Origin of the sequence: Streptomyces sp. NPDC085481, from assembly GCF_044541845.1 — a bacterium.
GTDB lineage: Bacteria > Actinomycetota > Actinomycetes > Streptomycetales > Streptomycetaceae > Streptomyces.
Genome location: NZ_JBITTJ010000004.1, coordinates 126,134 through 152,820, shown reverse-complemented (window position 1 = coordinate 152,820; position 26,687 = coordinate 126,134). Strand labels below are relative to the sequence as shown.

Genomic DNA, 26,687 nt, shown 5'->3' with positions numbered 1-26,687 from the left:
CAGGCGAATTCGAGCGTTTCCGTCCAAGTCTAGGTACGCCGGGCGGGCAACGCCCGGCGTGCCCGTGACCCGGACCACACGCTAACGCGATACATCGCGACCCACAACCCGCTCGCGCGCTGCCTGTGGACAACGCGATCTGTCGCGAGCCGTCAGCGCAGCACCGTGTACCCCGCGTCCCGCAGCGCCGCCCCGACCTCCTCGCAGTGCTCCGGGCCCTTCGTCTCCAGGTGCAGCTCCACCTCCACCTCCGTCAGGCCGAGCCGCGGATCGGTCCGTACGTGGCTCACGTCGAGCACGTTCGCGTCCACCACCGTCAGGACCGCGAGCAGCGTCGCGAGCGCGCCCGGCCGGTCGGTCACCTTCACCCGCAGGCTCAGATAGCGGCCGCCGGCCGCCATGCCGTGCCGCAGGACCCGCTGCAGCAGCAACGGGTCCACGTTCCCGCCGGACAGCACCGCCACCACCGGCCCCCGGCCCCGGAAGGACCCCGGATCGGCGAGCAGGGCCGCCACCGGGCTCGCGCCGGCCGGCTCGACCACCAGCTTCGCCCGCTCCAGGCAGAGCAGCAGCGCCGAGGACAGCGCGTCCTCCGAGACGGTGCGCACCTCGTCCACGTACTCCCGGACGATCTCGAACGGCACGTCGCCGGGGCGCCCCACCTTGATGCCGTCCGCCATCGTCACCGGCGACTCGATCGCCACCGGGTGCCCCGCCGCCAGCGAGGGCGGGTACGCCGCCGCGCCCTCCGCCTGCACACCGATCACCCGCACATCGGGCCGCACCGACTTCACCGCGAGCCCGATCCCGGCCACCAGACCGCCGCCGCCGACCCCCACCAGGATCGTCCGCACCTCCGGGCACTGCTCCAGGATCTCCAGGCCCACCGTGCCCTGGCCGGCGATGATGTCCGGGTGGTCGAAGGGGTGGATGAAGACCGCGCCGGTCTCCCGCGCGTACTCCTCGGCGGCCGCCAGGGTCTCGTCCACGACGTGGCCGTGCAGCCGCACCTCCGCCCCGTACTCCCGGGTCGCCGCCACCTTCGGCAGCGGGGCACCCACCGGCATGAAGACCGTCGCGTGCACCCCGAGCAGGGCCGAGGCCAGTGCCACGCCCTGCGCGTGGTTGCCGGCCGAGGCGGCGACCACACCGGCCGCCCGCTGCTCGGGCCGCAGCCCCGCGATCCGCACGTACGCGCCGCGCAGCTTGAACGAGCCGGTCCGCTGAAGGTTCTCGCACTTGAGGTGGACCGGCGCCCCCACCAGACCGGACAGATGACGGCTGCCCTCCATCGCGGTCACCCGGGCCACCCCCGCCAGCATCTTCTGCGCCCCGCGCACGTCGTCGAGGATCAGGGGGTGCAAGGGGTCTGGCGTACGGAAGCTCATGACAGCAAGTCTCGCAGCTCACGGGCCCCCTGGCCGTCCGGCGAACCGGCGTCCCCGTCGGTTTGCGCAGCGCAGGTACGGACCCCGGCAGGTCCGCGTACTCTGTCCCCCACCAACCGACCACCGCACGAGAGAGCCCCCACAGCCATGCCCACATCTCAGGACATGACGACTGAGCTTGACCCCGGTCTCCTCGACGCCCTCCAGCACCAGGTGGCCGTCTTCGCCCGGCGGGCCGAGCAGACCCGGCTCGGCGGCACCGGGCAGTTGCGCAACTCCATGGACCGCGCCGCGTACCTGCTGCTCAACCGGCTGGACCAGGAGGGTCCGATGGGCGTCAAGGCGCTCGCCGCCGGCATGGGCATCGACTCCTCCACGGTCACCCGCCAGGTCGCCCCGCTCGTCGACACCGGCCTGGTCAAGCGCACCTCGCACCCCGAGGACGGGCGCGCGGTCGTGCTCCAGCTCTCCCCGCGCGGGCAGGCCCGCCTGGAGGAGGTGCGCGCCTCCCGCCGGCAGCTGATGGCCGAGGTGACGGACGGGTGGACGCCCGCCGAGCGCGACTCCTTCTGCACCCTGCTCACGCGCTTCAACTCGGCGCTGTCGGCCCGCCAGTCGGGGCTGCCGGCCGCCCAGGAGGCCGCGCCCGGGGCGGAGTCCGCACCGAAGTCTTGACCCGGCGCGCGGCCTGGCCTCATATGAGGACGTGCAGGAGCGGAGGTACGCCCGGAGCGGCGAAAACACCTCCCGCGCCCGGGAGTTCCACGCGTTCGTGGCCGGGGCGGCGGGCCGGCTGCTGCACGCCGCGACCCTGCTCACCACCGAGCCCGCGCACCGCAACCCCCTCGCCCAGGGCCTGTTGACGGCCTCCCTCGCGCACACCTACGCCCACTGGGAGCGGCTGCGCGGCGAGGACCCGTACGACCTGACCCGCGCCGACCTCGCCCTGCGGTTCGCCCGCACCGCCTGGCGGCACCACCGCGGCCGGGGCGGGGTGCTCTCCGGCCTCACCCCGCAGGAGCGGCTCGTGGTCGTGCTCCGGCTGTACGAGGGGGTGGCCGAGGAGCAGACCGCGGCGCTCCTCGGGCTGCCCGAGGAGCGGGTACGGGCGATCTGCGCGCGCTCGGTCTCGGCGCTGCGGGCGGCGTCGTGAACCGTCACGAGCGCAAGGAGGACGAGGTGCGCCGGATGCTGGAGACCGGGCACCCGCACGTCCCCGGCGACCTCGCCGCCCGGGCGACCGCGCGGGGCACCCGGCTGCTGCACCGGTACCGGGCGCTGCGGCGGGTGTGGTGGACGCTGCTCGCGGTGGCGGTCTGCGCCTTCGTCGTCTGGGCCTCGGTCGTCCGGCCGTGGGAGGCCCCGCCTGCGGGGACGACGCCGCCGCTGGAGGGGTGGTGAGGCGCGCCGCAGCCGGGTACGCGTCGGGCCGGGCGCCCCTGCGGACGGGGACGCCCGGCCCGGACGTACGACTGACCGGCTGTGACTAGCCGAGGGCCTGGCGCAGGTCCGCCAGCAGGTCCTCGACGTTCTCGATGCCGACGGACAGGCGGACGAGGTCGGCCGGAACCTCCAGGGCGGAGCCCGCGACGCTCGCGTGCGTCATGCGGCCCGGGTGCTCGATCAGCGACTCGACGCCGCCGAGGGACTCGCCCAGGGTGAAGAGCCCGGCGCGGTTGCAGACCTCGACGGCCGCCTCCTCGCCGCCCTCCACGCGGAAGGAGATCATGCCGCCGAAGGACCGCATCTGCTTGGCGGCGATCTCGTGGCCGGGGTGCTCCGGCAGGCCCGGGTAGAGGACCTGGGTGACCTTCGGGTGCTGGGTCAGCATCTCGACGATCTTGCCCGCGTTCTCGCTGTGGCGGTCCATGCGGACGGCGAGCGTCTTGATGCCGCGCAGCACGATCCAGGAGTCGAACGGGCCGGCGACCGCGCCCATCGCGTTCTGGTGGTACGCCAGTTCCTCGCCGAGCTGGGCGTCGGCCGTCACCAGGGCGCCGCCGACGACGTCGGAGTGGCCGCCCATGTACTTGGTCAGCGAGTGGACGACGACGTCCGCGCCGAGCGCGAGCGGCTGCTGGAGGTACGGCGAGGCGAAGGTGTTGTCGACGACCAGCTTCACGCCGGCCTGGCGGGCCACGCCCGCGACGGCCTCGATGTCGGTGATGCCGAGCAGCGGGTTCGACGGGGTCTCGACCCAGATCAGCTTCGTACGCTCGTTGAGGGCGCCGCGCACCGACTCGACGTCGGAGGTGTTCGCGACGGAGAAGTCCACGCCCCAGCGCTCGACGACCTTGGCGAACAGGCGGAACGTGCCGCCGTACGCGTCGTTGGGGATGACCACGTGGTCACCGGGGACGAGCAGGGTGCGCAGCAGGCAGTCCTCGGCGGCGAGGCCGGAGGCGAAGGCGAGGCCGCGGCTGCCGCCTTCCAGGGCCGCGAGGTTCTCCTCCAGGGCGGTCCTGGTGGGGTTGGCGCTGCGGCTGTACTCGTAGCCGCCGCGCAGCCCGCCCACACCGTCCTGCTTGTAGGTGGACACCTGGTAGATGGGCGGGACGACCGCGCCGGTCAGCGGGTCTGCGGTGTTGCCCGCGTGGATGGCGCGGGTCTCGAAGTTCTGGTGGGAGTGCTGGTCGCTCATGAGGCAGGAGCGTAGTCCTGAGGAGGCCCGCCCGCCGCCTCATGTCTCGGCCAGAGTCCTGGACAATGGACGCATGGAGATTCTGTGGTTCCTGATCGCGCTCGGGCTGCTCTTCGGAGTCCTGGGTCCCTTCGTGCTGCGCCGCCGCGGCGGTGGCATCCGGCTCGCGGCCCCCGGCTCACCCGACGCGGCGGACCCGGAGGCGTACGGCTTCCTCCGTCAGGAACAGCAGGACGTACGGCTGCCGGGGCCGGACGGCGACCTCCTGGACGTCCTTGACGTGGTCCAGGCGACGCAGGACTGGCGGGCCGCCTCGCAGCTCCTGAAGGGCACGGACAAGGAGGGCGAGACGCGCTGGCAGCGGGTCCAGGCCTTCGCGGGCGCGGCCTCGCTGGAGCTGGCCGAGCGCCCGGGCGTCGGCGGTGCGTGGCTGCGGACGTGGCGGGCGGAGGCGCCGAAGGACCCGGGCGGGGCGCAGGTGTACGCGGAGTTCCTGGTGCAGCAGGCGTGGCGCTCCTCGGCGGCCGGCGCGGACGACTTCCGGATCATCCTGGAGGAGGCCCGGTCGGCGTGCGGGCAGGCGGCGCTGCTGTCGCCGGGCGACCCCGTGCCGTACATCTCGGAGCTGGCGGTGGCCCGTGGACTCGGGTACGCGCACGAGGAGTTCGACCAGCTGTGGGCGAAGGTCATCGACCGCGCGCCGCAGCACATGGGCGCGCATCTGGCGGCGCTGCACTACTGGTGCGAGAAGTGGCACGGCTCGCGCGAGGAGGCCGACCACTTCGCGACGACGGCCGCGGCCCGTGCCCCGCAGGGCTCGCTGCTCGCGGCGCTGCCGCTGTTCGCGGTCTTCGAGCACCAGCCGGACCTCGTGATCGTGACGGACTACTACCGGACGGCGGTGGTGTCCAAGGCCATGGAGGGCGCCCTGTACGCGGTGCACTCGGCGCGCCCGGACGACCCGATGCTGTCGCACGTACGCCACCTGCTCGTGCACTTCCTGATCCGCGCCGAGCGCTGGACCGAGGCCATGCGCCTCCTGCGCCAGGTCGACGGCTACGTGGGCGCCCTGCCGTGGACGCTGAACACGGACCCGGCCCTGGAGTACACGGTCTACCGGAACCTGGCGGTGGCCGGCTACGAGGCCAACGGCGGCACTCCGGCGACGCTGCCGGGCTAAGGGGTCCCGTCGGTCGTGCCGGGCTCGCGGCGCCCGGCACCGCGCCCTGATCCGGCCTGATCGGCGAGACACCCCCGAGGGCCCGTCCGGCGCATCAGGGACAGGCCCAGGGAATCCCGGGGGAGGGGGCGGCGTTGTGCGGAGAGCCCACCGTCGAGGAGAGATGCCGCATGTTCCTGTCCCGCACCCCCGTGCTCCCCACTCCCGACCAGGCCCTGCGCGGGCGCCCGGAGCCCGAGTTCCGGGTCCCGGAGCGCCACACGGTCCTCGGCACCCCGCTCCTCGGCCCGTACCCGGAGGGCCTGGAGGTCGCCGACTTCGCCCTGGGCTGCTTCTGGGGAGCCGAGCGCAAGTTCTGGCAGACCGAGGGCGTCTACACGACCCTCGTCGGCTACCAGGGCGGATACACGCAGAACCCGGCGTACGAGGAGGTCTGCTCGGGTCTCACCGGCCACACCGAGGCCGTCCGCGTGGTCTTCGACCCGTCGAAGGTCTCGTACGAGCAGCTCCTGAAGCTCTTCTGGGAGTCCCACGACCCGACCCAGGGCTTCCGCCAGGGCAACGACGTCGGCACCCAGTACCGCTCCGCCGTCTACACCCACTCCCCCGAGCAGGCCGCGACCGCCGACGCCTCCCGCGAGGCCTACCAGAAGGTCCTGACCGGCTCGGGCTACGGCACGATCACCACGGAGCTCCTCCCCGCCGAGGGCCGCACCTTCTACCCGGCCGAGCCCTACCACCAGCAGTACCTGGACAAGAACCCGGCCGGCTACTGCGGCATCGGCGGCACGGGCGTCTCCTGCCCGATCGGGGTCGCGAAGGCCGGGTGACCGGGACTCACGCGGTCGTCGCCGACCGCAGCCGGGCCGCGGTGGCGGCGGCCTCGTAGCCCTCGGGGACGCCGTCGACCAGGAGGACGTCGCCTGCCATGTGGCGGGTGCGGAGGGGGATCAGGGCCTGGTAGGGGGCGGAGTCGTATCAGGCCCGGGCGTTCTCGTAGGCCGGGAAGGCGATGATCACCAGGGCGCCGGGCCACCGGCCCTCGCGGGCCTCGCGGTCGGGGGCGCCGTGCACGAGGAAGCGGCCGCCGAAGGGGTCGAGGGTGGCCTGAATCCGCTCCATGTAGGTGAAGACCTCCTCGTCGAGGACGGGCTTCGGGTGCAGGTTTCCGATGGCGTATGCGGTCATGGGGACAGCGTGCCGGGGCATGGCCACGGGGTCGATTACCCCGGAGGTCATACCCCGGCCGCCGCATGTCCCGAGCCCGTTCGAGCCCGGGCGGGACACCCCTAGATCGTCGACGCGTCGATCACGAAGCGGTAGCGCACGTCGGAGGCGATGACCCGCTCGTACGCCTCGTTGATCCGGTCGGCGCTGATCAGCTCGATCTCCGCGCCGAGGCCGTGCTCCGCGCAGAAGTCCAGCATCTCCTGGGTCTCGGCGATGCCGCCGATCATCGAGCCGGCCAGGGTCTTGCGGCCGCCGATGAGGGAGAAGAGACCGACCTTGACCGGCTCCTCCGGGGCGCCGACGTTCACCAGGGCGCCGTCGGTCCTGACCAGGCTCAGGTAGGCGTCGAAGTCCAGCGGCGCGGAGACCGTGGAGATCACCAGGTCGAAGCTGCCGGCCAGCCGCGTGAAGGTCTCCGGGTCGCTGGTGGCGTAGTAGTGGTCGGCGCCCAGCTTGAGGCCGTCCTCCTGCTTCTTCAGGGACTGGCTGAGCACCGTCACCTCGGCGCCGAGCGCGTGGGCGATCTTGACGCCCATGTGGCCGAGGCCGCCGAGGCCCACGATGGCGACCTTCTTGCCGGGGCCGGCCTGCCAGTGGGCGAGGGGCGAGTAGAGCGTGATGCCGGCGCAGAGCAGCGGCGCGGCCTCGTCGAGGGCGATGCCCTCGGGGATGCGCAGGGTGTAGTTCTCGTCGACGACGATGTGGCTGGAGTAGCCGCCGTAGGTCGGCTCGCCGTTCTTGTCGAGGGCGTTGTACGTGCCGGTGCCGCCGGTCACGCAGTACTGCTCCAGGCCGCGCCGGCAGTACGCGCACTCCCGGCAGGAGTCGACGAAGCAGCCGACGCCGACGCGGTCGCCGACCTGGTGCCGGGTGACGCCGGGGCCGACCTCGGTGACGATTCCGGCGATCTCGTGGCCCGGCACCATCGGGAAGATGCCCTCGCCCCAGCCGTTGCGGGCCTGGTGGATGTCGGAGTGGCAGATGCCGGCGTACTTGATCTCGATGAGGACGTCGTGCTCGCCGACGGCCCGGCGCGGCACGGTGGTGCGCTCCAGCGGGGCGTTGGCGGCGGGCGCTGCGTAAGCGGAAACGTTCGTGGTCATACGGGAAGCCTGCCGGGGCGGGCCCGGTCCACCCAGCCCTCTGTCCTGCCTACGACCGGCGTGCCTACCACTGGCAGGGTCAGGAACGTCCGTCCGGTACCGCGCCGGACCGGGAATACTGGGGAGCTATGGACCTCAGTGCCGAACTCAGCGAATTCCTCCGGACCCGCCGGGCGCGCCTGAAGCCACAGGACGTGGGGCTGCCCGAGTTCGGGCGGCACCGCCGGGTGCCGGGCCTGCGCCGCGAGGAGCTGGCACAGCTGGCCGGGGTGTCCGTGGCGTACTACACGCGCCTTGAGCAGGGCAACGGCAAGAACGTGTCGACGGAGGTCCTGGACTCGATCGCACGGGCACTGCGGCTCAGCGACACCGAGCGGGCGCATCTGACGCACCTGGCGAAGCCGACCGTGAAGAAGCGGCAGCGGGCGGCGATCGCCCGCCCGCAGAAGGTGCGGCCGGGCCTCGCGCACCTCCTCGACGCCATGGAGGGGGTGCCGGCCTTCGTCCTGGGACGGCGGGGCGACATCCTGGCCTGGAACAGGCTGGCGCGGGCACTGCTGGGCGACTTCGCCGCCTGGGATCCGCGCGAGCGGAACATGGCCCGGATGATCTTCCTCGACCCGAACGCGCGCGATCTGTACGTCGACTGGGAGTGCAAGGCGACCGAGGTCGTGAGCGTGCTGCGGCTGTACGCGGGCATGTATCCGGACGATCAGGAGCTGCTGTCCCTGGTGGGCGAACTGTCGGTCAGGAGCGAGCAGTTCCGCTCGCTGTGGGCGGCGCACACGGTGACCGACAAGGGGCACGGCACGAAGCGGCTGCGGCACCCGCTGGTGGGCGAGATGACACTGGCGTACGAGTCCCTCAAGGTGTCCGGTGACGATCCGGACCTGGTGCTCGTGACGTACCACGCGGAGCCGGACTCGCCGTCGGCGGACGCGTTGCGGCTGCTCGCACAGTGGGGCGTGGAGGAGGACGTCGACGTACGGAACTGACCGTACGCAGGCGAACGGCCCCCTCGGTCACGAGGGGGCCGTTCGCGCGGGGTGCGGACCGGTCAGACGGCGGAGCCGGCCTTCCACGCCGACCAGCTCATGTTCCAGCCGTTGAGGCCGTTGTCGGGCGCGATCGTCTTGTCCTTGGAGTTCTTGACGACCACCACGTCACCGACGATCGAGTGGTCGAAGAACCAGGCGGCCTGCTGGTTCGGGTCGCCGGCGCCCTTGACGTCGGCGAGGCCCACACAGCCGTGGCTGGTGTTCACCGAGCCGAAGATCGAGCGCGAGCCCCAGTAGTTGCCGTGGATGAACGTGCCCGAGGTGGACAGGCGCATGGCGTGCGGCACGTCCTTGATGTCGTACTCGCCCTTGCCGTCGTCGTCGGTGAAGCCGACGGTGGCGCCGTTCATCCGGGTCTCCTTGAACTTCTCGGAGATCACCATCTCGCCGTTGTAGGTGGTGTTGTCCGGGGAGCCGGCGGAGATCGGGATGGTCTTGATCGTGCGGCCGTCCTGCTTGACGGTCATCGTCTTGGCGGCGACGTCGACCGTGGAGACCTGGTTGCGGCCGATCTTGAAGGTGACGGTCTTCTGCTGGACGCCGAAGACACCGTTCGCGCCCTCGACACCGTCGAGGTCCAGCTTCATGGTGACGGTCGAGCCCTCGGTCCAGTACTTCTCGGGGCGGAAGTCGAGCCGCTGGGTGTTGAACCAGTGGCCGACGACCTCCTGGCCGGTGCTGGAGGTGACGGTGATGCCGCCCTGGACGGCCTTCTTGTCGGTGATCGACTTGTTGAAGTTGATCGAGACCGGCATGCCGACGCCGACGGTGGAGCCGTCCTCCGGCGTGAAGTTGCCGATGAAGCTGTTGGCCTGCGAGACGGTGGTGAACGAGGAGTTCTCGTGGGCCTCGAGACCGGCGGCGTCCTTGGCGGTCGCCGCGATCTTGTAGACGGTGCCGCGCTTGAGCTGGCCGCTCGGCTTCCAGCTCAGGCCGTCGGCGGATATCTCGCCCTTGACCGTGGCGCCCTCGGCGGAGGTCATGGTGACCTCGGTGAGCTTGCCCTCGGTGACGGTGACCTTGGCGTCGTCGTTGATCGACGCGTTCTGGGTGCCGTTCTTCGGCGCGATGGTGATCTGCGCTTTGGAGGTCTTCTGCGCGGCTGCCTCGTCGACCTGGGCCTGTGACTGTGCGCTCTGGGAGGCGTCGGCGGCGCTGCCGCCCTTGTCGCCGTCGTTGCACGCCGAGAGCACCAGCACGCCACCGAGCACCGCGGCGGCGGCCGCCAGGCTCTTGCGGCGCTTGCCGTACGTCATCACACGCTTCTCCATCGTCGCCGATACCTGCCAACTTCTCACTGAAACACCCATGAGACCCCTTCCGGTTCCGTAACCGGGGGGTATGTGGGGAACACCACTGCCCGATGCCCGACACGCTCCGGCGGAGCGTTCGGTTCCCGTACCCCCTGCCCCGTTCCCCATGCGCGGGGTGCGAAGGGCCCCGGGACACCGCGGTCCCGGGGCCCCGGTGGCGGGGTGCGCGGGGTCAGCTCCGGTCTGCTGCGGTGTCGGCGGCGGCGTCGGTGTCGTCGGCGTCGTGTTCGTCGTGTTCCCTCGCACCATCTTCGTCGTCGAGGTCCCACTCCATGGCATCGGGGTCGTAGTCGATCTCCTCGCTGGTCCAGGAGGCCTGCACGAGCTCGACGCCGGGGACGGTACGGACCAGGTCGAAGGGCTCGGTGAGGTAGGCGAGGGCCTCGGCACTGTCCTCCCCGACGGCGGAGCGGGCGTGCACGCGCTCCTCCTCCGGCATGAACTCGTCGGCGTCGATCCGGCCGGCGGCGGCCTCGGCGAGCTCGGCCGGTCCGTCGACCTCCAGGACGAGGTCGACCCGAAGGCGTACAAAGCGTGATGTCTCGGAAGTGCTCATGGGCGGAGCGTAGAGCGCCGGGAGGGCTCGGCTTTCCCACGACCCGCTGTGTTCACTAGCATCTGCCCACCTGCCAATTCGCGGTTTCCGCAAGGGGGATCGAATCAACGTGTCCGTCGCCCGACGTCCGCTGCTCACCGCCACTGCCGCGGGGACACTGCTCTGCGCCCTGTGGTTCGTCCCGTCGGCGAACGCCACCGACGAGCAGCGCTCCGCCGACCGGGGGCAGAGCTCCACGACGGACGAGAACGGGGAGGGACGGCTCGCCGAGACGGGCGGGTTCGACACCACGCCGTACCTGCTGGGCGGGACGGCGTTCCTGGGGGTCGGGGCGGGTTTCGTGACGCTGGCGATGCGGCGCGGCGGCCGGGCCGGCTGACCCGTCCCCGTACGACGCGTTCCGTACGAGACGTCCCGTACGACGCGAAGGGCCGCCCCCGGTGATCCGGGAGCGACCCTTCGGCGTCGGCCCTTTGCAGGGACGTTCGTCTACGCGAGCGGGCCGGTGACCGGCTCCACCGCCGCCACGAGCCGGCCCTCGCGGACGAACTCGTCGGCGGCCGCCAGGTCGGGGGCGAGGAAACGATCCGGCCCCGGACCCTGGACGCCGGCCGCGCGCAGCGCCTCGATGGCGGCGGCGGAGGCGGGCGCCGGGGACAGGCCGTGGCGGAGCTCGATGCCGCGGGTGGCGGCGTACAGCTCGACGGCGATGATCCGGTTGAGGTTGCCGATCGCGGTGCGCAGCTTGCGGGCGGCGGACCAGCCCATGGAGACGTGGTCCTCCTGCATCGCCGAGGACGGGATGGAGTCGGCGGAGGCCGGGACGGCGAGCCGCTTCATCTCGCTGACCAGGGCGGCCTGCGTGTACTGGGCGATCATCAGGCCGGAGTCGACGCCGGCGTCGTCGGCGAGGAAGGGCGGCAGGCCGTGCGAGCGGTTCTTGTCGAGGAGCCGGTCGGTGCGGCGCTCGGCGATGGAGCCGAGGTCGGCGGCGGCGATCGCGAGGAAGTCGAGGACGTACGCGACGGGGGCGCCGTGGAAGTTGCCGTTGGAGCGGACCTGGCCGTCGGCGAGGACCACCGGGTTGTCGACGGCGGCGGCCAGCTCGCGCTCGGCGACGAGCAGGGCGTGGGCCATGGTGTCGCGACCGGCGCCGGCGACCTGCGGGGCGCAGCGCACCGAGTAGGCGTCCTGGACGCGGGGGGCCTCGCCGCTCTGGAAGTGACCGGTCAGCTCGGAGCCCTTGAGCACGGCCAGCATGTTGGCGGCGGAGGCGGCCTGGCCGGGGTGCGGGCGGATGGCGTGCAGCTCGGGCTCGAGGACCTTCTCGGTGCCGAGCAGGGCCTCGAGGGAGAGGGCGGCGGTGATGTCGGCCGACTTGTAGAGGTTCTCGAGGTCGGCCAGGGCCATGACCAGCATGCCGAGCATGCCGTCGGTGCCGTTGAGGAGGGCGAGGCCCTCCTTCTCGCGCAGCTCGACGGCCTCGATGCCGGCGGCGGCGAGGAGCTCGCCGGCGGGCTTGACCACACCGTCGGGGCCTTCGGCGTCGCCCTCGCCCATCAGGGTGAGGGCGCAGTGCGAGAGCGGCGCGAGGTCGCCGGAGCAGCCGAGCGAGCCGTACTCGTGGACGACGGGGGTGATGCCGGCGTTGAGGATGTCGGCCATGGTCTGCGCGACCTCGGGGCGGACACCGGTGTGACCGGAGGCCACGGTCTTCAGCCGCAGGAACATCAGCGCGCGCACGACCTCGCGCTCGACCCGCGGGCCCATGCCCGCGGCGTGCGAGCGGACGATGTTGCGCTGGAGCTGGGTGCGCAGCTCGTGGCCGATGTGCCGGGTGGCGAGCGCGCCGAACCCGGTGGAGACGCCGTACACGGGCTCGGGCTTGGCGGCGAGCGCGTCCACGGTGGCCCGCGCGGCGGCGAGTGCCTGGACGGCTTCGGATGACAGCTCGACGCGGGCGCCGTGGCGGGCGACATCGATGACGTCCTGCGGGGTGGTCCCGGACGTCCCAAGGACGACAGTCTGCATATCCATATTCAGCACCCTACGGATTGAAGAGCGCCATGTCACTAGTCGACCTGGTCACCGCCCTCCAGTCTGCGGCCGCGGTCCGAGGGGCGCGGCGGAGTGAGCAGGCGGGACCAGTCCTGGGCCTCGGCCCAGTCGGCGAAGCTGTGCCAGCCGACCTCGGGGTAAGTGCGGCGCAGGGCGGCGACGTCGACGTCGAGGCCGTGGGTGGTGAAGTACCCGAACATGGCGGCGAGGTCGGTGGAGTGCCGGCGTACGACGTCGAGCGGCACCTCGTGGTGGGCGATCGGGCCGCCGACGGCGGCCGCGAGGACCCGGGCGATGCCGTCAGGGGTGAGCTCGTCGGAGGCGATGTCGACGCGGCGCCCGGCGAACTCCTCGCGGCGGCGGATGGCGAGCGCGGCGAAGGCGCCGATGTCGGCGGCGGGAATGAGGGTGAGCGGGAGGTCGGCCGGCATGGGCCAGGCGAAGGCGCCCTCGCGCAGGCCCTCCAGGGTCCAGCCGGAGGCGTAGTTGTCCATGAAGGCGGCCGGGGCGATCACCGTCCAGGGCAGCCCGGAGGCGTAGAGGTGCCGCTCGATCGCGTCCTTGCTGTCGTAGTGCGGGACTCCGGTGCCGCGGTCGGCGTGGGCGGCGGAGGTGAACACGACGTGCCCGGTACGGGCGGCCACGGCGGCGTCGACGAGAGCCTTGCCCTGCCGGACCTCGGCGTCGATCCCGGTGCCGAACGGGGTCGAGACGGCGAAGAGCGAGTCCGCTCCGGCGAGGGCGGCATCGAGCGAGCCGCGATCGTCGAAGTCGGCCCGCCGCACATCGGCACCGAGCGCGCGCAGCGCCTCGGCGGCGGGCGACGCGGGGTCGCGGGTGAGCGCGCGGACGTGGTGCCCGGCGGCGAGCAGCGCGCGGGCGGTGGCTCCACCCTGGGCTCCGGTGGCGCCGGTGACGGCGACAGTCGGCATGGGCTACCTCCTTGAGAATTTTCTGCGTGACGCAACCTTTGCGACACGCAGACAATAGCGCATACCTCTGCGCCGCGCAGAGTTTTGGCCCCCATGCGCACCCACTCCTCCTGGGCGCCGTCCTGCCGAGCTGACGAAATCCGGTCGCCCCGCGGTCGGTCGCGCACGCATCCTCTGGGCATGGAATTCCTCTGCTACCACCGAGACCGGGCCGGTTCGCTGCCGCTGCGCGAAGAACTGCTCGAAGAGCACTGGTCGTACATGGACGGGTACGAGCAGGAGTTGATCGCTCGGGGGCCGGCCTTCACCCCCGACGGCGAGACCCTCGTCGGCAGCCTGCACATCGTCGGTCTGCCCGATCCCGCCGCCGCCCGCGCGTTCGCCTTCGGTGAGCCGAACTACCAGGCCGGGGCCTACCGGGACGTGCTGCTGCGCCGGTGGCGCAACGCGCTGGGGCGGACGATGTGGGAGTTCCCCGGTGGGCGGAGCGGCGGCGACCGGTATCTGGTGCTGGGGCTCGGGGCGGGCGAGGCGGTCGACCTCGCGGTGCCTGCGAACCGGGACGAGTTGATCGCGTACGGGCCGCTGCTCTCCGACGACGGCGCCACCTGGCTCGGCACCGCGGCGCTGCTCCTGGCGCCGGACCCGGAGACGGCACGCGCCGTCCTGACCACGCAGCGGTACGCCGATGTCGAGGTGTACCGGTGGGAGTTCGGCGGGCGCCGCTCCTGACCGTGGCCGTCCCCGCGCACGGCGGCCCCGGCCGCTACCTCGGCGGCGCGTCCCGGAAGCGACGGCGGTCGCGGGCTCCCGGAGGCGCGTCGGCGAGGCGGATGACGGCGCCGTCGCGGCCGGCCACCACGGGCTTGGCGCTCCGGGCCGCCTTGGCCTGGTACTGGGCCGCGTCGGCGAGGCGGAAGAGGCGGCGGGCGGACTTCAGCGGACCGATCGGGTCGCCGGTCGAGGCGACGCCGCACGCGACGCCTTCGCCCAGCTCCAGCTCCGCCGCGCGTACGCACAGTTCCTCGGCGACAGCGACCACCTCGTCCGCCGTCGGACCGACCGTCACCAGGCAGAACTCGTCGCCGCCCAGACGGGCCGCCAGGGCCCCCGGGAGCATCGCCCCGCAGCGGGACAGGACGGAGCCGAAGCGTTCGAGCAGGCGGTCGCCCACCGCGTGGCCGTGGGTGTCGTTGACCCGCTTCAGGCCGTTGAGGTCACAGACCATCAGGCTCACCACGGAGCCGTCCACGCGATAGCGCTCGATCGCCTCGTCCAGGCGGGTGTCCACGGCCCGGCGGTTGGCGAGGCCGGTCAGCGGGTCGGTGAAGGCGAGCTTGCGTACCTCCTCCAGGCGCTCGGCCTGGGCGATGCCCGCCGCGACGACGGCGGCGAGGACGGTCGCGAAGTCGGCGTCGTCCCGGTCGAAGGGCAGCGCCCCGGCCGGCCGCGCCACGTACAGCTCGCCCCAGGCCCGCCCGTGCAGCACGATCGGCGCGACCACGCAGCAGCCGCGCCCGCGCCGCCGCAGCCCGGTGACCCGGCCGGTCGGGACCCGGTCGGCGGCGGTCTCCACCCACGCGTCGGGCTCGCCGCCGCCGGCCCACTGCTCGTGCAGGAACTCGGTGATCTCCGGGAACTGGTGGACGGGGTAGGTCTCGGAGTCCGGGAACTCCTCCTCCCCCGCGGCCCGCTCCCCCGCGTTCACCAGGACCTTCAGCCGGCCGTGGTCCCGCTCCCAGACGGAGAGCGCCGCGAAGCTGCCACCGAGCGCCTCGCAGGCGCCCAGCGCGGCAGCCCGCCAGAACTCGCGCGGAGTGTGCGCCGCCGCCATCGCCTGCGCCAGCGCCACCACGGCCCGCAGCCGCACGTCCTCACCCATTCCTCCAGCTTAGGGAGGTTTGATCCGATTTCCTCTCCGAGACGTCACGGAACGTGACATCACGACGGATTCGGGCTCACTCGCCCGGCCACTCCGGCTTCCGCTTCTCGTTGAAGGCCGCCACACCCTCCGCCCGGTCCCCGGAGAAGGCCACCGAGCGCCAGGCCGCGTCCTCGACCTCCAGGCCGGCCCGCAGGTCCAGGCCCTGACCGAGCCGCATGGCCCGCTTGGCGGCGCGCAGGCCGACCGGCGAGTTGGCCGCGATCCTGACGGCGAGCTCCAGGGCGGCCGTACGGGCGTCCTCTTCGAGCAGGTCGACCAGGCCGAGCTCGCGCGCCTCGGCGGCCTCCACCCGGCGGGCCGTGAAGACCAGCTCGGCAGCCCGGGCCGCACCCACCCGGCGCGGCAGCAGCTGCGTACCGCCGCCGCCGGGGATCACGCCCACGGAGACCTCGGGCAGCCCGACCACGGCGGTCGCGTCGGCGACGATCACGTCGCAGGCGAGCGCCAGCTCGAAGCCGCCGCCGAGGGCGAAGCCGTGCACGGCGGCGACCGTCGGCATGGGCAGCTCCAGGACGCCGGTGTAGGCGGCCCGGGCGGTGGGCCGCTGGCGGACCAGCTCGGCGTCGGAGAAGGAGTTGCGCTCCTTGAGGTCGGCGCCGACGCAGAAGGCCCGGTCGTTGGAGGAGGTCAGCACCGTGACGCGGACGGACGGGTCGGCGGCGAGCGCGGCGCAGGCCGCGCCGATGGAGCGGGCCATCTCCGAGGAGACCGCGTTCATCGCCTTGGGCCGGTCGAGGACGAGCTCGGCGACGAAGCCCTCCCTGCGGACCGCGACGAACTCACCAAAACGCTGCTCGGACATGACCGCACACCCTCCCGGTTAACGACTGTTCACCGGGATCCTAAGTCGGGCGGCGGCTCAGCAGCCAGGGCTCCACGACGCCGAGTCCACGCACCGGCCGCTGCCACATGGGCTGGAGCGCGAAGCGGTACGTCGGGGCCTGCTCACCGTCCTTCTCCGCGCGGGCGGCCTCCTCCGCCGCCTGCGTCTCGGAGACGGGGGCCTCCGCGGTCCTGGTCAGCTCCTCGGCGAGGGCGCTGTCGACCAGGACGGCGTCCTTGGGGGCTATGGAGGTGAGCCGGCTGGCCAGGTTCACCGTCGTACCGAAGACGTCGCCCATCCGGGTCGTGACGGTGCCGAAGGCGATGCCGACCCGCAGCGCGGGCATGGTCTCGTCGTGGCTGAGGGTGTCGATCAGCCGCAGCGCGATCTCGGCGGCCGTGCCCGCGTCGTCGGCCGCGTACAGCACCTCGTCGCCGAGGGTCTTGATGAGCCGGCCGCCGTGCGCGGCGACCAGGTCGGCGCAGGTGGTCTCGAAGGCCTCGACCAGCTCCCCGAGCTCCTCCTCCTCCAGGCGCCGGGTGAGCCGGGTGAAGCCGACCAGGTCGGCGAAGCCCACCGCGAGCCGCCGGTCGACCATCTCCTCGTCGTCCGCGGCCTGCACGACCCGGCCGGTGGCGGCGGCCAGCTGGCGGCGCCACACGTAGATCAGGAACTCCTCCAGCTCGGGCAGGAGCAGCTCGACCAGGGGGTACGTGACCTCCGTACGGGTCATACCGGGCTCGGGCGGCTCGGTCAGCCCCTCCAGGAAGGAGTCGATCTGCCATTCGGCCAGCCGGGCGGTGGTCTGCCCGGTGGAGCGGGCGACCTGCACGGCCATCGGCTCGCTGAGCAGCCCGGCCTCGACGAGACCGGCGAGGCGGCGCAGTGCGAGCACGTCGGCCTCGGTGAGCGCCTTGGCCTGGCCGATGTCGGCGAAGCCCATGGCGCGCCAGAAGCGGGAGGCGAGCTCCATGGAGACGCCGGCGGTGCGGGCGGCCTGGAAGGGGGTGTAGCGGCGGTCCGCGCCCAGGATGAGCTGTTCGAGGCGGATCGCCAGGGGGTCGTCGGTCGGCTCGACCGTGTGGTCGACGACGTGGTGAGGGGTGGGGTACGTCGCTGGTTCGGCTGGTTCGGCCGCGCCGCCGTTGTTCGCGTCGTCGACGGTCACCGGCCGCCTCCTGCCCGTTCCCTGCCCACTTGTCCTGCCGATCTGTCGCGTGGATCGCGCTCCACGATACGACAGGTGTGTGCTGGCTCACGCCCGAACCGGGCGCGCACGGCGCGGGCGCCCACCCGAATCGGCCGCGCACCGCGGGGGTGCCCGACCGATTCGGGTGCTCGCGGAGTCATCCGGACGCTCGCGGTCTCAGTCCGCGGCCCGCACATGGACGATGTCACCCGCGGCGACGGCCTCGGTGCCGCCGCCCTCGGTGGCGACGACGAGCCGCCCGTCGCCGTCCACGCCGACGGCGTCGCCTTCGAGCATCCGCTCGCCCGGCAGGTCGGCGCGGACCCGGCGGCCGAGCGTGGCGCAGCCGGCCGTGTAGGCCTCCTGGAGCCCGGAGGCGACCGGGTCGCCGTCGGCCCGTACCCAGTCGCCGTACCACTGCTCCAGGGAGCGCAGGACCGCCCGCAGGAGGGTGTCGCGGTCGGTGGAGACGGCGTCGGCGAGCAGGAGGGAGCCGGCCGCGGGGACCGGGAGCTCGTCGTCACGCAGCGTGACGTTGACGCCGAGGCCGACGACGACGCCGTCCGCGCCGGCCCGCTCGGCGAGGATGCCCCCGGTCTTGCGTTCCTCGCCTGCGACCTTCACCAGCAGGTCGTTGGGCCACTTGAGGGAGAGGTCGACGCCGGCGGCCCGGCTGAGGCCGTTCGCGGCGGCCACACCGGTGAGCAGTGGCAGCCAGCCCCAGCGGTGCACGGGCACGCCGGGCTTGAGGAGGACGGAGACGAAGATGCCGGAGCGGGCGGGGGCGGTCCAGCTGCGGTCGAGCCGGCCGCGCCCGGAGGTCTGCTCCTCGGCGACGAGCACCGCGCCCTCGGGCAGGTCGTCGGCGCGGGCGGCGAGGTCGGAGTTGGTGGACCCGGTGGATTCGACCACGTCGAAGGAGGTCCACAGCCCGTCGGGGAGGACGAGCGCGCGGCGCAGGGCGGGCGCGTTGAGCGGGGGCCGGTCGAGGTCGGACCAGCGTCCTGCTGAGCCTTGAGAGGACGTCATGCAAGCCAGCGTAGGTGTGGCAAACACCGCACTGCCGAACCGTATCGGCGCCGATACGCTACGGGTCAGTAGCCCAGCAGTAGTCCATTCGTAGTCAACGAACCCCCCGTGACCAGGCAGGGAGCCGCATCCCGATGTCCGAGCCGGCAGAGCACGACCAGATCGACATTCACACGACCGCAGGCAAGATCGCGGACCTGCAGCGCCGGATCGGCGAGGCCACCCACGCCGGTTCCGAGCGGGCGGTGGAGAAGCAGCACGCGAAGGGGAAGCTGACCGCGCGCGAGCGGATCGCACTACTGCTCGACGAAGGTTCGTTCGTGGAGCTGGACGAACTGGCCCGGCACCGGTCGACCAACTTCGGCCTGGAGCAGAACCGCCCCTATGGCGACGGCGTGGTGACCGGTTACGGCACGGTCGACGGCCGTCCGGTGGCCGTCTTCTCGCAGGACTTCACCGTGTTCGGCGGCGCCCTGGGCGAGGTCTACGGCCAGAAGATCATCAAGGTGATGGACTTCGCGCTGAAGACCGGCTGCCCGGTCGTCGGCATCAACGACTCCGGCGGCGCCCGCATCCAGGAGGGCGTGAGCGCGCTCGGCATGTACGGCGAGATCTTCCGCCGCAACACGCACGCCTCCGGTGTGATCCCGCAGATCTCGCTGGTCGTCGGCCCCTGCGCGGGCGGCGCGGTCTACTCGCCGGCGATCACCGACTTCACGGTGATGGTGGACCAGACCTCGCACATGTTCATCACGGGCCCCGACGTCATCAAGACGGTGACCGGCGAGGACGTCGGCTTCGAGGAGCTGGGCGGCGCCCGCACGCACAACACCACCTCGGGCGTGGCGCACCACATGTCGGGCGACGAGAAGGACGCGATCGAGTACGTCAAGTCCCTTCTGTCCTACCTTCCTTCGAACAACCTCTCCGAGCCGCCGGCCTTCCCGGAGACCGCGGACACCGAGCCGACGGACGAGGACCGCGAGCTGGACGTCCTCATCCCGGACTCCGCGAACCAGCCGTACGACATGCACACCGTGATCGAGCACGTCCTCGACGACGGCGAGTTCCTGGAGACCCAGGCCCTGTTCGCGCCGAACATCCTCACCGGCTTCGGCCGGGTGGAGGGCTTCCCGGTGGGCGTGGTCGCCAACCAGCCGATGCAGTTCGCCGGTTGCCTCGACATCAACGCGAGCGAGAAGGCGGCACGCTTCGTCCGCACCTGCGACGCCTTCAACATCCCCGTCCTCACCTTCGTCGACGTCCCGGGCTTCCTGCCGGGCGTGGACCAGGAGTACGGCGGCATCATCCGGCGCGGCGCGAAGCTGATCTACGCGTACGCCGAGGCGACCGTCCCGCTGATCACCGTCATCACCCGCAAGGCCTTCGGCGGCGCGTACGACGTGATGGGCTCCAAGCACCTGGGCGCCGACCTCAACCTGGCCTGGCCGACCGCGCAGATCGCGGTCATGGGCGCGCAGGGCGCGGTGAACATCCTGCACCGCCGCACGATCGCGGCCGCTGAGGACCAGGAGGCGGAGCGCGCCCGCCTGATCCAGGAGTACGAGGACACCCTGCTCAACCCGTACACGGCGGCCGAGCGCGGTTACATCGACGGGGTGATCCTGCCCTCCGACACGCGTCCGCAGATCGTGAAGGGTCTGCGTCAGCTGCGGACGAAGCGGGAATCCCTGCCTCCGAAGAAGCACGGCAACATCCCGCTCTAGCCTCCGGGAGGGGAAGCACGATGATCAAGGTCGTTCGAGGAAACCCGACCCCGGAGGAGCTGGCCGCCGCACTGGCGGTGGTCCAGGCCCGGGCCGCGGCCACGGCGGCGGCAGCCGCCACGGGCGGCGGCCCCGTGCCTCCGGAGGGCTGGTCGGACCCGGCGCGCATCGCCCGCGGCGTACGGCACCGGCCGGGCCCGCGGTCGTGGGCACGGTCCTACTGGCCGGTATGAGCCCGGTCCGGGCACTGAGCACGTAGACGTACGCCGAAGGCCGGACCCCGTGTGCGGGGGGGTCCGGCCTTCGGCGTGTCCGGAGGGGGGCGGCCGGAGGCGGGCGGCAGGAGGGGCGTCCCCGACGGCGGGCGGCACCGCACGCGGCTGAAACGTGCCTGGAGAAACCGAGCATGGCCGGTCTAGCGTCGAAGGCTCTGCGGTCGCTCGGTTCGCTGAGGCAACGGAGGTCACCACCGTGCGGGAGCTATGGGGGGACCTGACCGGACCCGACTGCCACGCCGTCGTGGTCGGGACGGGGCGACAGGGCGCGGGCGACGGCGCGCTCCTTGCCGACCTGCCCAGCGCGGCGCACTCGGCGCGGGAGCTCGCCAGGGTCCTGCGCGAGCACTGCGGCATGGCGGACCGCGTCACCGAGGTCATCGACCCGCAGAGCGCGACGGACGTCCTGTCCGCGCTCCGCACCGCCGTGGACAGGGCGGAGGGCGGCGCGGTCGTCTTCTGCTTCGTGGGCCACGGACTGATCGGCCCGCGCGGGCAGCTCTATCTGGCCACGGCGTCGACCGCCCGGGCCGACGACACCGTCACGGCCGTGCCGTACGCGGAGATCAGGAACCTCCTCGGCGACGCGCTCGCCCGCACCGTCGTCATCCTGGACTGCTGCTTCTCCGGCCGCGCCGAGGCAGTGCCGAGCGACGCGCACCGCGACCCGTACGCCTCCGCCCGCCCCGACGGCAGCTTCCTGCTCGCCTCGGCGACGCACTACGCCGCGTCGTTCGCCCCCGTCGACGAGGAGTACACGCTCTTCAGCGGCGAACTGATCCGGCTGCTCGCGTACGGCGATCCGGGCGGCCCGAGGTGGTTCACCCTCCTCGACCTGTTCCGCAGCCTCGACCGGCGCTTCCAGGGCAGCCCGGCACGGCCGTACGCCGACGGTGTGGGGCGCGCCGGCGATCTGGTCGTCACTCGGAACGCCGCCTACCCGGCCGCGCCTCCGGGCGACGAGGGCGCAGGGGAGCCGGAGCCTGGGCCCGGAGCCGTCGCGGACGGTCCGTGCCCGTACCCCGGCATGCGGCCGTTCCTGCCGGAGCAGCGCCATCTGTTCTTCGGCCGTGAGGAGCTGGCCGCCCGCCTGATGGAACGGGTCAGCGGTGACGCGGCGGAGCCCCGGGGGCCCGTCGTGCTCGTGGGTGCTTCCGGGGCGGGCAAGTCCTCGCTGCTCAGGGCGGGGCTCGTGGCGGGCCTCGAAGAACGCGGGGGCGGTGGGGTCCTGCTGGTGCCGGGGCCGGGCGCCCGGCCGTTCCGTACCCTCGTCGAGCACTGGTCACGGGCGGTGCGCAAGCCGTTCGCCGAGGTCGAACGGGAGCTCGGCGCCGGCCGGTTCGGGGACGGCGGGCCCGGAGTCCTCGTCGTCGACCAGCTGGAGGAGATCTTCACCGACTGCGAGGACGCCGAGGAACGCGAACTGTTCCTGCGGGCCCTGTCGGGCGGTGGCACGGAGCCGGCACCGCGCATCGTGCTCGGCCTGCGCGCGGACTTCTACGGGCAGTGCCTGCGGAGCCCGCGGCTCGCCCGGATCGTGCAGGCGGGCCAGTTCACCGTGCCGGCCATGTCCGACGACGAGCTGCGCTCGGCCATCGAGCGGCCCGCCGAACACGCCGGGCTGCGTCTGGAGGACGGTCTCGCCGACCACCTCCTGCACGAGCTGCGCCGGGAGGCGGCCGGCGAGGGCGACGCCGTCGCGCTGCCCTTCCTGGCCCACGCGCTCCAGCAGACCTGGGCCAGGCGCCGGGGCACCCTCCTCACCTTCGCCGGCTACGAGACGGCCGGCGGCATCCGGCGCTCGGTCGCCCGGGTGGCGGACGAGGTCCACGACGGGCTCGACACCGCGGGACGGGCGCGCCTGCGGGAACTGCTGCTGCGCATGGTGACGCTGGTGGACGCGGACGGCCGTGCGGTGCGCCGCCGCATTCCCGTCCCCGAGCCGGGCGGGGACGCGGACCTCCTCGACCGGCTCGCCGACGCGCGGCTCGTCGTCCTGGACCGCGGCGTGGCGCAGCTGTGCCACGACTCGCTGCTGTACGGGTGGCCCCGGCTGCGCGACTGGATCCGGGACGACCGGGTCCAGCTCCTCGTGCGGCGCCGGCTCGGGGACGCGGCCGACAGCTGGGACGAGGCGGGCCGCCAGCACAGCGGGCTGTACCGCGGGGACCAGCTGGCGGCGGCGCGGTCGCTGCTGGAGGACTCGGCCGGCGCCCCGCTGCGGCCCGTGGAGCGGGACTTCCTCCAGGCGAGCAGCCGGGCCGAACGGCTCGCCAGGCGGGTGCGCACCACGGTGGTGGCCGTCGTCGCCGTCCTCGCCGTGCTGGCCGGCACCCTCGCCGTCGTGGCCCGCGGTGCACAGCGGGACGCCGAGGCGCGGGAGACGGTCCTGATCGCCAACCAACTGGCCGCCCAGGCGGACACCATGCGCGAGCGCGACCCGCAGACCGCGCTGCGGCTGAGCCTCGCCGCGTACAGGACCGCGGAGACGGGCGAGACCCGCTCCAGCCTCTACGCGTCCTACCTGGCCCGGCCACAGGTGGACCTGAAGGGCGAGGTGCGTCAGCCCGTGGTCAACGTGGCCTACAGCGCGGACGGCAAGGTCATCGCCACCAGCCAGCGGACGGGCCTGGTCAGGCTGTGGGACGTCTCCCGTCCGAACGTGCCCGTGCGGGGCGGGGGGTTCACGCTGCACGGGACCGCGCCGATCGCCTTCCATCCGCGGTCCCGGCTGCTTGCCGGCTTGAGCGGCGACGCCCTGACCCTGTGGGACGTCGCCGACCCGGCGCGTCCCAAGGAGGCCGGGAGACTGACGCTGGCCCGGCAGGACTCGTTCAGCCTGGCCTTCAGCCCGGACGGGCGGACCCTCGCCGGGGGCGGCGCGAACGGCCGGCTCCGGCTGTGGGACGTGTCCGAACCGTCCAGGCCGAGGCCGCTCGTCGAGCGCACCGTCGCCGCCGAGCACCTCGTGGCGGTGGCGTTCAACCGGGACGGGCGGTTGCTCGCCACCGGGAACGGCGTCGGGCAGTCCGGGCCGAAGCGGCCCGCCGAGGTGCGGCTGTGGGACGTCCGCGCACCGGCGCGCCCGGCCCTGCTGAACACCGCGACCACCGCATCGGTCATGGCGATGGCGTTCCACCCGAAGCGGGACCTGCTGGTGGCGACGGGCGGGGAGAGCGCCATGGCCTGGTGGACGGTCCGTCAGGGGCGGCAGCTGGTCAGGATCGTGCCGGAGAGGTCGTACCACGACACCTGGGGGTACGGGTCCGGGCTGCCGTCGCTGAGCTTCCGGCGGGACGGCAGGGCGCTCGCCGCGGCGGACAACAGCATCACCGCATCGGGGGGCGGCGGCAGGGTGCGGGCGGTCGGCGAGAAGGACGGCCCGGAACTCCTCGACATCGACGCGGAACGCGGCATGGTGCCGGGCGGGGAGGCCGTCCAGTCGGTGGCCTACAGCCCTGACGGAACGTTTCTCGCCGTGGGCGACGTGGGCGGCAACGTGCGGCTGTGGCCCGAGCGGCAACCCGCGCTCACCGTCCCGGGAAGCCTGGCGACCGGCGCCCCGGGAGCGCGGCCGGTGAGCCGCGACGGCAGGCTCGTGCTCGCCACCGAAACCCTCGGCGCCCTCTTCGAGAGCGAGACCCGCGTGTGGGACCTCGGCACGGCGGACACCGCGAAGGGGACCGGACCCCGGCTGCGGTTCACCGTGCCCCGCGGGTGGGAGGCGGAGTACTTCCTGCCCGGCAGGGACCGGCCGCTGATCCTGGCGCACCGGTGGACCGAGGGCACCCGGGACCACGTCTTCCGGGTCTGGGACCTCGGCGGCGACGGGCCGCCCGTGCCGGGCGCCGAGATCCCCGTGTCGGCGCAGGACGTGCGCACCGCCGTCTCGGCCGACGGCGGGCTCCTGGTGATCGGGACCTCCCACGCTCCGACGGCGGAGATCTGGGACATCCGCGACGCGCTCCGGCCGGTACGGCGCGCGGCGATCGCGGTGACGCCGTCGGTCGAGCCCGAGAGCATGTTCTTCATGGGCCCGCGGGCGCTCGCGACCGTGGAGGCCGACGACCACGGCGGACGCGGCAACCTGCGCCTGTGGGACCTCGGCGATCCAGGACACCCCGTCAGGACCGCCGAGCCGCTCGAGGACGTCGCCAACGGCCGGGCGGTCTACGTCCCCTCGACCAGGACGATGATCAGCGACGACATCGGCCAGCGGGCGAAGCTGTGGGACATGACGGACATCCGGCACCCGAGGCTCGCCGCCACGCTCGCGGCGACCTCCGGCGGCTACACGCCGGTCGGCGAGGGGCTCCTGGCGACCACGCTCGCGGACGGAACCGTGCGCCTCCTGGACGTACGCAACTCCAAGGCCCCGGTCGTCCGGCACAGCATGCGGTTCGACCGCGAGATCTCCGCCATCGAGCCCGATCCGGACGGCGAGCGGGTCCTCACCGGCTCCCCGTACCGCATCTGGGACGTCGACCCCGACGGCCGCTGGCGCACGCCGGCGTTCGCGACCCTGGAGACGGCCCGGAAGGTGACCCTGCTGCCGGGGAAGAGCCCCTTCATCGTCATGGAGACGGAACGGGGCACCGACTCGCCGCAGCTCGCATTCCTGCTGGACCGCGACACCGACCGGATCTACCGCCGGCTGTGCGCCACGTACCCGCTGAGCGTGGAACCGGATCAGTGGAAGGCCCTCTTCCCGCATCTCGCCCGCCGTCCTTCCTGCTAGCCGCTCGTCTGCTTTCCTGCCGGCCGTTCGTCTCGCTTCTGACGGACTCCCGGCGGGGCTCAGCCGGTCGCCGGGAGTCGCGGCGCTCAGCCGCGTCGCCGCAGGAAGAGGGCCGAGGCGAGGGCGCCGACGAGGACGACGGCCGCGTTGACGAGGACGGCGCGGGTGATGCCGTCGGGGAGGGCGGTGGAGGTGACGACGACGGCGCTCATGACCGGGGTGCCGAGCGTGATGCCGATCTGCTGGGTCATGGTGGCGATGCCGGTGGCCATGCCCTGTTCGGAGTCGGGGAGCCCGGAGGTCGCGGTGACCATGAAGCCGACGATGGCGAGCATGTTGCCGACGCCGCCGGCGAAGGTGCCGGCGAGCAGCAGCCCGTACATGCTCCGCTCGTCGCCGAGGGCGGCCAGGGAGAGCGTGGCGGCGGCCTGGAGCACGCCGCCCGCGACGAGGGCGGTGCGGGCGGAGAAGCGGCCGATGAAGCGGGGGGCGAAGAGACCGCCGAGGACCGTGCCCGCACCCAGGACGCCGAAGGAGAGGCCGGCGGCGAGCGGGGAGAAGCCGAGCACGTCCTGGAGGTGCAGGGTCATCAGGAAGACGAGCGAGGTCTCGGTGGCGAAGGCGACGAGCCCGGCGAGGTTGCCCCAGACGACGGTGCGGCGCTTCAGGACGCCGATCGGTACGAGGGGCGAGGCGGCCCGCCGCTCCACCAGCGGGAACGCGGTGAGCAGGCCAACGGCCGCGGCGAGGGCCACGAGGGCGGCCGGGTCGCCCCAGCCTTGCTCGCCGGCGGTGGTGAGGCCGTAGACGAGGGCGAGGAGGCCGCCGGTGACGGTGATCGCGCCGGGCACGTCCAGGCGGGGCCGGGTGGCCGGGCGGCTCTCCTTCAGGACCGCGGGGGCGACGAGCAGGACGGCGACGGCGACGGGCACGTTGATGAAGAAGGCCCAGCGCCAGGAGAGCAGGTCGGTGAGCACCCCGCCGAGGACGGCGCCGGTGGTGAAGCCGGCCGACATCAGGGCGCCGTTGAGGCCGAGCGCCCGGTCGCGCAGCGGGCCCTCGGGAAAGGCGGAGGTGAGCAGCGAGAGCCCGGCGGGAGTGACGGCGGCGGTGGCGAGGCCCTGGGCCACGCGGGCGGCCATCAGCATCTCGGGGCCGGTGGCGAGCCCGCCGACGAGGGAGGCGGCGCCGAGGACGGCCATGCCGCCGAGGAAGATCCGGCGGCGGCCGACGAGGTCGGCGACGCGGCCGAAGAGCAGGGTGAATCCGGCGGCGGCGAGGGCGAAGGCGGTGGCGATCCACTGGAGGCCGCCGAGGGTGAAGCCGAGTCCCTGGCCGATGACGGGCAGGGCGACGTTCAGGATCGAGAAGTCGACGGCCAGCATGAACTGGGCGACGAGGAGGACGACGAGGACGAGCCGCATGCGTCCGTCCAGGCGGGTGGCGTGGGCGGGAGCGGCGGGGATGTCGAGGGCAACCATCAGCGGGACCCCTTAATGGGA

Annotated in this window: 23 protein-coding genes and 1 pseudogene; 11 read left to right on the top strand and 13 right to left on the bottom strand. The window is 72.9% G+C overall.

Going from position 1 to position 26,687, the window contains the following annotated elements; all coding sequences use genetic code 11:
* Positions 1 to 152: 152 nt before the first annotated feature.
* Complete coding sequence (ilvA, locus tag ACIGEZ_RS11590) at positions 153 to 1,388, bottom strand: threonine ammonia-lyase (protein ID WP_399829027.1); 1,236 nt, start codon at positions 1,386 to 1,388, stop codon at positions 153 to 155.
* 147 nt (positions 1,389 to 1,535) lie between these two features.
* On the opposite strand from ilvA, the gene ACIGEZ_RS11585 reads away from it, so the two are divergent.
* From ACIGEZ_RS11585 to ACIGEZ_RS11575, 3 genes are read left to right on the top strand one after another with little or no spacing between them, the layout of a single operon-like run.
* The gene (locus ACIGEZ_RS11585) at positions 1,536 to 2,063 is read left to right on the top strand and encodes a MarR family winged helix-turn-helix transcriptional regulator (RefSeq protein WP_399829025.1); all 528 of its coding nucleotides are present in this window, start codon (positions 1,536 to 1,538) and stop codon (positions 2,061 to 2,063) included.
* Between the two features lie 31 nt (positions 2,064 to 2,094).
* Positions 2,095 to 2,541, top strand: a complete 447-nt coding sequence (locus tag ACIGEZ_RS11580) for a sigma factor-like helix-turn-helix DNA-binding protein (protein ID WP_399829022.1) — start codon at positions 2,095 to 2,097, stop codon at positions 2,539 to 2,541.
* Positions 2,538 to 2,789 carry a hypothetical protein gene (locus ACIGEZ_RS11575; protein ID WP_399829020.1) on the top strand — a complete coding sequence of 84 codons (252 nt, stop codon included), beginning with the start codon at positions 2,538 to 2,540 and terminating at the stop codon, positions 2,787 to 2,789. Before ACIGEZ_RS11580 ends, ACIGEZ_RS11575 begins: the two co-directional genes overlap by 4 nt.
* 85 nt (positions 2,790 to 2,874) lie before the next feature.
* On the opposite strand, the gene ACIGEZ_RS11570 is transcribed toward ACIGEZ_RS11575, so the two are convergent.
* Positions 2,875 to 4,029 carry a cystathionine gamma-synthase gene (locus ACIGEZ_RS11570; RefSeq protein ID WP_399829018.1) on the bottom strand — a complete coding sequence of 385 codons (1,155 nt, stop codon included), beginning with the start codon at positions 4,027 to 4,029 and terminating at the stop codon, positions 2,875 to 2,877.
* 73 nt (positions 4,030 to 4,102) lie between these two features.
* On the opposite strand from ACIGEZ_RS11570, the gene ACIGEZ_RS11565 reads away from it, so the two are divergent.
* Both ACIGEZ_RS11565 and msrA read left to right on the top strand, forming a co-directional pair.
* Positions 4,103 to 5,209 (top strand): hypothetical protein, encoded by a 1,107-nt coding sequence (locus ACIGEZ_RS11565; protein WP_399829015.1) that lies wholly within the window; start codon positions 4,103 to 4,105, stop codon positions 5,207 to 5,209.
* A gap of 170 nt (positions 5,210 to 5,379) precedes the next feature.
* On the top strand, positions 5,380 to 6,039 hold the full coding sequence (msrA, locus tag ACIGEZ_RS11560) for a peptide-methionine (S)-S-oxide reductase MsrA (protein ID WP_399829013.1): 660 nt from the start codon (positions 5,380 to 5,382) through the stop codon (positions 6,037 to 6,039).
* Positions 6,040 to 6,046: 7 nt separating this feature from the next.
* On the opposite strand, the pseudogene ACIGEZ_RS11555 reads toward msrA, so the two are convergent.
* Both ACIGEZ_RS11555 and ACIGEZ_RS11550 read right to left on the bottom strand, forming a co-directional pair.
* Positions 6,047 to 6,397, bottom strand: a pseudogene (locus tag ACIGEZ_RS11555) (DUF1330 domain-containing protein).
* Between the two features lie 101 nt (positions 6,398 to 6,498).
* Positions 6,499 to 7,542 (bottom strand): NAD(P)-dependent alcohol dehydrogenase, encoded by a 1,044-nt coding sequence (locus ACIGEZ_RS11550; RefSeq protein WP_399829011.1) that lies wholly within the window; start codon positions 7,540 to 7,542, stop codon positions 6,499 to 6,501.
* A gap of 128 nt (positions 7,543 to 7,670) precedes the next feature.
* Between ACIGEZ_RS11550 and ACIGEZ_RS11545 the strand changes: the two genes are divergently transcribed.
* On the top strand, positions 7,671 to 8,537 hold the full coding sequence (locus ACIGEZ_RS11545) for a helix-turn-helix transcriptional regulator (protein ID WP_399829008.1): 867 nt from the start codon (positions 7,671 to 7,673) through the stop codon (positions 8,535 to 8,537).
* 62 nt (positions 8,538 to 8,599) lie between these two features.
* On the opposite strand, the gene ACIGEZ_RS11540 is transcribed toward ACIGEZ_RS11545, so the two are convergent.
* Positions 8,600 to 9,871 (bottom strand): Ig-like domain-containing protein, encoded by a 1,272-nt coding sequence (locus ACIGEZ_RS11540; RefSeq protein WP_399829006.1) that lies wholly within the window; start codon positions 9,869 to 9,871, stop codon positions 8,600 to 8,602.
* A gap of 214 nt (positions 9,872 to 10,085) precedes the next feature.
* Positions 10,086 to 10,469 carry a hypothetical protein gene (locus ACIGEZ_RS11535; protein ID WP_399829003.1) on the bottom strand — a complete coding sequence of 128 codons (384 nt, stop codon included), beginning with the start codon at positions 10,467 to 10,469 and terminating at the stop codon, positions 10,086 to 10,088.
* A 109-nt stretch (positions 10,470 to 10,578) separates the two neighbouring features.
* Here ACIGEZ_RS11535 and ACIGEZ_RS11530 point away from each other — a divergent pair, with 109 nt between their 5' ends.
* The gene (locus tag ACIGEZ_RS11530; RefSeq protein ID WP_399829000.1) at positions 10,579 to 10,848 is read left to right on the top strand and encodes a hypothetical protein; all 270 of its coding nucleotides are present in this window, start codon (positions 10,579 to 10,581) and stop codon (positions 10,846 to 10,848) included.
* 110 nt (positions 10,849 to 10,958) lie between these two features.
* On the opposite strand, the gene hutH is transcribed toward ACIGEZ_RS11530, so the two are convergent.
* Both hutH and ACIGEZ_RS11520 read right to left on the bottom strand, forming a co-directional pair.
* Positions 10,959 to 12,500 carry a histidine ammonia-lyase gene (gene hutH / locus ACIGEZ_RS11525; RefSeq protein WP_399829630.1) on the bottom strand — a complete coding sequence of 514 codons (1,542 nt, stop codon included), beginning with the start codon at positions 12,498 to 12,500 and terminating at the stop codon, positions 10,959 to 10,961.
* A gap of 41 nt (positions 12,501 to 12,541) precedes the next feature.
* The gene (locus tag ACIGEZ_RS11520) at positions 12,542 to 13,459 is read right to left on the bottom strand and encodes an NmrA/HSCARG family protein (RefSeq protein ID WP_399828997.1); all 918 of its coding nucleotides are present in this window, start codon (positions 13,457 to 13,459) and stop codon (positions 12,542 to 12,544) included.
* A 180-nt stretch (positions 13,460 to 13,639) separates the two neighbouring features.
* Here ACIGEZ_RS11520 and ACIGEZ_RS11515 point away from each other — a divergent pair, with 180 nt between their 5' ends.
* Entirely contained in the window at positions 13,640 to 14,191 is a 552-nt protein-coding gene (locus tag ACIGEZ_RS11515; RefSeq protein ID WP_399828995.1) for a YciI family protein, read from the top strand.
* Positions 14,192 to 14,225: 34 nt separating this feature from the next.
* On the opposite strand, the gene ACIGEZ_RS11510 is transcribed toward ACIGEZ_RS11515, so the two are convergent.
* The 4 genes from ACIGEZ_RS11510 to ACIGEZ_RS11495 all read right to left on the bottom strand — a co-directional run bounded on the left by ACIGEZ_RS11510 (position 14,226) and on the right by ACIGEZ_RS11495 (position 18,445).
* Positions 14,226 to 15,341, bottom strand: coding sequence for a diguanylate cyclase domain-containing protein (locus tag ACIGEZ_RS11510; protein ID WP_399828992.1), 1,116 nt, complete (start codon positions 15,339 to 15,341; stop codon positions 14,226 to 14,228).
* A gap of 76 nt (positions 15,342 to 15,417) precedes the next feature.
* The gene (locus ACIGEZ_RS11505) at positions 15,418 to 16,206 is read right to left on the bottom strand and encodes an enoyl-CoA hydratase/isomerase family protein (RefSeq protein WP_399828988.1); all 789 of its coding nucleotides are present in this window, start codon (positions 16,204 to 16,206) and stop codon (positions 15,418 to 15,420) included.
* Positions 16,207 to 16,246: 40 nt separating this feature from the next.
* Complete coding sequence (locus tag ACIGEZ_RS11500; RefSeq protein WP_399828986.1) at positions 16,247 to 17,395, bottom strand: adenylate/guanylate cyclase domain-containing protein; 1,149 nt, start codon at positions 17,393 to 17,395, stop codon at positions 16,247 to 16,249.
* Positions 17,396 to 17,593: 198 nt separating this feature from the next.
* Complete coding sequence (locus tag ACIGEZ_RS11495) at positions 17,594 to 18,445, bottom strand: biotin--[acetyl-CoA-carboxylase] ligase (RefSeq protein ID WP_399828984.1); 852 nt, start codon at positions 18,443 to 18,445, stop codon at positions 17,594 to 17,596.
* Positions 18,446 to 18,579: 134 nt separating this feature from the next.
* On the opposite strand from ACIGEZ_RS11495, the gene ACIGEZ_RS11490 reads away from it, so the two are divergent.
* The 3 genes from ACIGEZ_RS11490 (at position 18,580) to ACIGEZ_RS11480 (ending at position 25,185) form a co-directional block, all read left to right on the top strand.
* Positions 18,580 to 20,172, top strand: coding sequence for an acyl-CoA carboxylase subunit beta (locus ACIGEZ_RS11490; protein WP_399828982.1), 1,593 nt, complete (start codon positions 18,580 to 18,582; stop codon positions 20,170 to 20,172).
* Between the two features lie 20 nt (positions 20,173 to 20,192).
* On the top strand, positions 20,193 to 20,405 hold the full coding sequence (locus ACIGEZ_RS11485) for an acyl-CoA carboxylase epsilon subunit (RefSeq protein WP_399828979.1): 213 nt from the start codon (positions 20,193 to 20,195) through the stop codon (positions 20,403 to 20,405).
* A gap of 238 nt (positions 20,406 to 20,643) precedes the next feature.
* Positions 20,644 to 25,185 carry a caspase family protein gene (locus tag ACIGEZ_RS11480; protein ID WP_399828976.1) on the top strand — a complete coding sequence of 1,514 codons (4,542 nt, stop codon included), beginning with the start codon at positions 20,644 to 20,646 and terminating at the stop codon, positions 25,183 to 25,185.
* Positions 25,186 to 25,271: 86 nt separating this feature from the next.
* On the opposite strand, the gene ACIGEZ_RS11475 is transcribed toward ACIGEZ_RS11480, so the two are convergent.
* Positions 25,272 to 26,666 (bottom strand): MFS transporter, encoded by a 1,395-nt coding sequence (locus ACIGEZ_RS11475; RefSeq protein ID WP_399828973.1) that lies wholly within the window; start codon positions 26,664 to 26,666, stop codon positions 25,272 to 25,274.
* Between the last annotated feature and the right edge of the window lie 21 nt (positions 26,667 to 26,687).

Bases quoted from the DNA above. Each gene is read 5' to 3' on its own strand.
- ilvA (WP_399829027.1), bottom strand. From the start codon at position 1,388: ATGAGCTTCCGTACGCCAGACCCCTTGCACCCCCTGATCCTCGACGAC.
- ACIGEZ_RS11585 (WP_399829025.1), top strand. From the start codon at position 1,536: ATGCCCACATCTCAGGACATGACGACTGAGCTTGACCCCGGTCTCCTC.
- ACIGEZ_RS11570 (WP_399829018.1), bottom strand. From the start codon at position 4,029: ATGAGCGACCAGCACTCCCACCAGAACTTCGAGACCCGCGCCATCCAC.
- ACIGEZ_RS11565 (WP_399829015.1), top strand. From the start codon at position 4,103: ATGGAGATTCTGTGGTTCCTGATCGCGCTCGGGCTGCTCTTCGGAGTC.
- msrA (WP_399829013.1), top strand. From the start codon at position 5,380: ATGTTCCTGTCCCGCACCCCCGTGCTCCCCACTCCCGACCAGGCCCTG.
- ACIGEZ_RS11550 (WP_399829011.1), bottom strand. From the start codon at position 7,542: ATGACCACGAACGTTTCCGCTTACGCAGCGCCCGCCGCCAACGCCCCG.
- ACIGEZ_RS11545 (WP_399829008.1), top strand. From the start codon at position 7,671: ATGGACCTCAGTGCCGAACTCAGCGAATTCCTCCGGACCCGCCGGGCG.
- ACIGEZ_RS11540 (WP_399829006.1), bottom strand. From the start codon at position 9,871: ATGGAGAAGCGTGTGATGACGTACGGCAAGCGCCGCAAGAGCCTGGCG.
- ACIGEZ_RS11535 (WP_399829003.1), bottom strand. From the start codon at position 10,469: ATGAGCACTTCCGAGACATCACGCTTTGTACGCCTTCGGGTCGACCTC.
- hutH (WP_399829630.1), bottom strand. From the start codon at position 12,500: ATGCAGACTGTCGTCCTTGGGACGTCCGGGACCACCCCGCAGGACGTC.
- ACIGEZ_RS11520 (WP_399828997.1), bottom strand. From the start codon at position 13,459: ATGCCGACTGTCGCCGTCACCGGCGCCACCGGAGCCCAGGGTGGAGCC.
- ACIGEZ_RS11515 (WP_399828995.1), top strand. From the start codon at position 13,640: ATGGAATTCCTCTGCTACCACCGAGACCGGGCCGGTTCGCTGCCGCTG.
- ACIGEZ_RS11510 (WP_399828992.1), bottom strand. From the start codon at position 15,341: ATGGGTGAGGACGTGCGGCTGCGGGCCGTGGTGGCGCTGGCGCAGGCG.
- ACIGEZ_RS11505 (WP_399828988.1), bottom strand. From the start codon at position 16,206: ATGTCCGAGCAGCGTTTTGGTGAGTTCGTCGCGGTCCGCAGGGAGGGC.
- ACIGEZ_RS11495 (WP_399828984.1), bottom strand. From the start codon at position 18,445: ATGACGTCCTCTCAAGGCTCAGCAGGACGCTGGTCCGACCTCGACCGG.
- ACIGEZ_RS11490 (WP_399828982.1), top strand. From the start codon at position 18,580: ATGTCCGAGCCGGCAGAGCACGACCAGATCGACATTCACACGACCGCA.
- ACIGEZ_RS11485 (WP_399828979.1), top strand. From the start codon at position 20,193: ATGATCAAGGTCGTTCGAGGAAACCCGACCCCGGAGGAGCTGGCCGCC.
- ACIGEZ_RS11475 (WP_399828973.1), bottom strand. From the start codon at position 26,666: ATGGTTGCCCTCGACATCCCCGCCGCTCCCGCCCACGCCACCCGCCTG.